The 2,692-nt window shown below is 47.0% G+C and carries 3 protein-coding genes; all 3 read right to left on the bottom strand.

Annotated elements, in window-relative coordinates:
* Positions 1-134 precede the first annotated feature (134 nt).
* From B4H10_RS00480 to B4H10_RS00490, 3 genes are read right to left on the bottom strand one after another with little or no spacing between them, the layout of a single operon-like run.
* Complete coding sequence (locus B4H10_RS00480) at positions 135-875, bottom strand: NAD-dependent protein deacylase (RefSeq protein WP_292017983.1); 741 nt, start codon at positions 873-875, stop codon at positions 135-137.
* 17 nt (positions 876-892) lie between these two features.
* Positions 893-1,348, bottom strand: a complete 456-nt coding sequence (locus tag B4H10_RS00485; protein ID WP_292017984.1) for a hypothetical protein — start codon at positions 1,346-1,348, stop codon at positions 893-895.
* Between the two features lie 40 nt (positions 1,349-1,388).
* Entirely contained in the window at positions 1,389-2,363 is a 975-nt protein-coding gene (locus tag B4H10_RS00490; protein WP_292017985.1) for an NYN domain-containing protein, read from the bottom strand.
* Between the last annotated feature and the right edge of the window lie 329 nt (positions 2,364-2,692).

Here is a 2,692-nt window from a genome sequence, read left to right on the forward strand (position 1 = left end):
CTCCCGGGAAATAGTTTTTTATTAATTCCAACAGTTTTTCATCCGGGTTAAACACTGTCATATGCGTACCATCCGGTTCATCGGGATTACCGCTACATGCGACACGAATGCCATCCACCAATTTGTGAAGCGGATCATATCCCCGCCACTGCTGCTGACAGGACCTTCCCGATAGCATCCCGTATGACAAGCTCCGCCCGTGCATCAGCTTTGGTCTCGGTTTTGTTGATCAGGACAAGATGACGGCCTCGGAAATAATCGATCAGCCCAGCTGCCGGATAGACCACCAGTGATGTTCCGCCGACAATCAAAGTATCTGCATCGCGGATAGCCTGGACCGCATTCCCAATCACTTCGGAATCAAGCCCTTCTTCATAAAGTACAACGCCCGGCCTCACAATGCCCCCGCAATCCTCGCAGTACGGGATTGGTTTGTTTTCTTCCTGCAGGACGTAATCCACGGGATAAACCCTTCCACACTGGACGCAGGGCCACCGATGGATGGAGCCGTGCAATTCGTATACCGTTTTCGAACCTGCAAGCTGATGCAGCCCGTCAATGTTCTGGGTGACGACGGCTTTCAGGATGCCGCGCCTCTCCAGTTCCGCCAAAGCCTTATGCCCTGCATTGGGCCGGATGTTCCGGAAGATCCTGTGTTCCCGGTAGAACTCGAAAAAAGCTTCTGTATGGTTCACAAAGAAACTGTGGGATGCCATCTCCTCCGGGCGGAACTCCTGATGGAGCCGTTGGCTGTATATTCCGTTCGCGCTGCGAAAATCCGGCACCCCGGACTCGGTCGACATCCCGGCGCCTCCAAAAAAGACAGCATTTTTACTTTCCCTTAAAATTTGTGCCAACTCTTCTACACCAGTCATCTACAGCACTCCTTATTTTATATTGCTACATCAATCTTGGCACTTACACCCACGCCCTGTACACGTGCACAATGAGACGGGTCAACCGAATCCACAGGTATGAGCGCCTGTACCCGGAAACTCCGGTTCATAAAATCGCCTTCCAGCGCCAGCGCCCCTTTGCATTTTTCGACCATGGCCCGTGGCCCGCTGATCTGCGCAGCACCCACATAGCCTTTACTGCCAACGGCAATAATCGGTACTACCTTGGTTGCATATGATTCTGAGATGGGGTATTTCGCCGTAAGTTTATTGATAAAGGTATTCAGCTCATTTCCATATCTGTCCACCATCCAAACGATACCACCGGTTTTAACCGCTTTCCCCAAGCCTCCCAATATGCCGCCTGCGTCCGCTTTTTGGATAGAAACCATATTTCCTGCCATAAAGCCTAATACCGCTGCAATAACGACTGCCTTTTTACCGTTCAGCACTGTCGTACACCTCCAGTCATTTCACGATTAGCATGACTCCTTAGCCCTTCACTATTTCTATTTCTTTTGCCTTGCCGTTCCTGTCCCGCTTATCTGCTGCCCCGGGCTCCGGTTCCTTAGCAACAATAAACCGTACTTTCATTCCCTTTTTAAGCTTGACGCCGCGAAATTCCTTTTTGAAATCTCCCGTATAGAAGAAGTAGTCCTTGCCTTCCGACTTGATTGAGCCATACGTAGAAACCACCTTTTGTATGGTTCCTTCCGCCTTCCTGTTGGTTACCTCTACCTCTTTTCTTAACACCATGTAGGTAGGCGCCCGTTTCCCATCGTCAAAAATCTCGTATTCATCCGGAAAATCTTCCATCATCTGCTTAAATGTTTTGTAGCCATAATCGGTATAGTCAAAATCGGGCTTGAACGACCTGATAGCCTCACCGAGTCGTGAAAACAGGGCATACCCTTCCTTTGTTTTCGGCGTAGAATCATATGCCTGCGATATAAAATTGGACAGGGAAAAGTTTGTGATATCGGCATTCTTTTCTGTCTCATCGTTATCCAGCAGGATGGTGTCATCGACGGCGTTCAGCCTTTCAACATAGATGAACTCATTGCAGGCGTTTACCAGGAGGGAATCCTCTTTTGCTTTTATTTCTTCCCCAACGCCTAAGACATACTTGCCAAGTTCCCGGAGGCGCAACGCAAGATTGGCATATCCTTTATCCGACGCGACCAGGCAGAACGTATCAATATCAGGATGCTCGATGGCTATCTGGATGGCGTCCATGATGATGGTTTTATCGATTACCTGCGCTTCCCCGTTATGGAACTGCTGGTAGACGCTGATAGGCTGCTTAGCTACAAGCTTTTTCCAGGGCTGTGTATTGGGTATTGACCAGTCAGCATAAGCCCTCTGTATCACGATAGAACCGTAACTTTTAACTTTGGCCAATATTGAATTTACATATTCCGCAGAAATATTTTCTGCATCAAAAAATATGGCTATACGCTCTGACATAAACAAATCCTCCAAAATCGGATGTCACTTCTTTCCATCCTAAATCTGTTATCTATATTATATTTAATATCATTTAGCCTATAATAGCAAAGAGGTTATACGATACTCAAATCTCAATTGTTTTAACAATCACAGTTACTACTTTATTATAACAAAACAGCCGCAGTAAAATCTACGGCTGTATAAAAAGCACTAACTATTTTATTTTCTCAGTAATTCAGCACTTCCTGCTGATACTCTTCCTCAGCTTCTTCTTCAAAATCGACAGAATCCCGCATCATTCCTCTTTTTCCAGAGTACAGCTTTGCCCAGCTCAGGCCCTTTTTACT

The organism is Megasphaera sp. UBA4382 (assembly GCF_002391155.1).
GTDB lineage: Bacteria > Bacillota > Negativicutes > Veillonellales > Megasphaeraceae > Megasphaera > Megasphaera hexanoica.